Below are 1542 nucleotides of genomic sequence, written 5' to 3'. Positions count from 1 at the left end.
GGGCGAGGGCGGCGACGGTCGGGGTCTCGAACAGCGCGCGGACGGGAAGCTCGACGCCGAGGACGGTGCGGATCCGGGAGACGAGCCGGGTCGCGAGCAGGGAGTGCCCGCCCAGGTCGAAGAAACTGTCGTCGATGCCGACCCGGGCCAGGCCCAGGATCTCGGCGAACAGGCCGCAGAGGATGTCCTCCTGCGCCGTGCGCGCCTCACGGCGGACGACGCCGGAGGCGGTGGGCGCGGGCAGGGCCTTGCGGTCCGTCTTGCCGTTCGGCGTCAACGGGACCGCGTCGAGGATCACGACCGCCGACGGGACCATGTACTCCGGCAGCAGCCCGGCGACCGCACGGCGAACCGCCTCTGTCTCCAGGGCCGTTCCCTCGGCGGGGACGACGTAGCCGACGAGCCGGCGGTCGTTCGGGGAGTCCTCACGGACCATGGCCACGGCACGGGCCACGCCCTCCACCTTCGACAGCGCGGACTCGACCTCACCGAGCTCGATGCGGTAGCCCCGCACCTTCACCTGATCGTCGACACGGCCGACGAACTCCAGAACACCCGCGTCCGACCACCGCACCAGGTCACCCGTCCGGTACATCCGCGCACCAGGCTCACCGAACGGATCCGTGACGAACCGCTCCGAGGTCAGACCCGGACGCCCGAGATAACCACGGGCCACACCCTCGCCGGCGATGTACAACTCACCCGACACACCCGGCGGAACCAGACGCAGACGACCGTCGAGGACGTAGACCTGGGTGTTGGCGATCGGCGCGCCGATCGGCGTACCACCGTCACCCGTCAGCAGGGCACTGGTCGACCAGATCGTCGTCTCCGTCGGCCCGTACATGTTCCACACCGACGCACCCGCCCCGGCCAACACACCCGCGAGACCGGCATCCACCGCCTCACCGCCGACCAGGATCCTCAGACCCCGCGCAGCCTCCAGGTCCGTCTCCGTCAGCGCACGCCACAGACTCGGCGTCGCCTGCATCACCTCAATGCCCTCGGACCGCACCAGAGCGCCCAACCGCACCGGATCACGCACCACATCACGGTCCGCGATCACCACGACCGCGCCGGAGACCAGCGGCAGGAAGACCTCAAGCAGCGAAATGTCGAAGCCGAACGTCGTCACCGCCAGCCACTTCTCCCCCGCCGACAGCCCCACCTGCGAACCCATCGACCACAAGAAGTTCCGCAGCGCACCATGCGGCACGACCACACCCTTCGGCCGACCCGTCGACCCCGACGTGTACAACACATACGCCGCGTCCTGAACCGACACCTCGTCCTGAGCGGCGAGTTCCGCCGCCGGAGCCACGTCGTCCAGCAGCACGACGGGCGTGCTCACGCCGTCGGGCAGACCGGTCACCGCATCCGCGGTGGAGAGCACGGCCACCGGGCGGGCGTCGGAGAGGATGTAGGCGATGCGGTCGGCCGGGAAGTCCAGATCCACCGGCAGGAACACCCCACCCGCAAGACCCACACCCAGCATCGCCACCACCGCATCCACCGAACGCGGCACCGCCAACGCCACCACCG

Annotated in this window: 1 protein-coding gene; it reads right to left on the bottom strand. The window is 70.0% G+C overall.

Annotation, left to right across the window (positions count from 1 at the left end; genetic code table 11):
• A partial coding sequence (locus tag ACZ6K0_RS43050) for a non-ribosomal peptide synthetase (RefSeq protein ID WP_469236315.1) occupies positions 1–1495 on the bottom strand: 1495 nt, incomplete at its 3' end.
• Between the last annotated feature and the right edge of the window lie 47 nt (positions 1496–1542).

Source organism: Streptomyces sp. NPDC042346 (assembly GCF_055581845.1).
The sequence above is the reverse complement of the archived record's forward strand: the minus strand, read 5'-3'. Positions and strand labels throughout refer to the sequence as shown.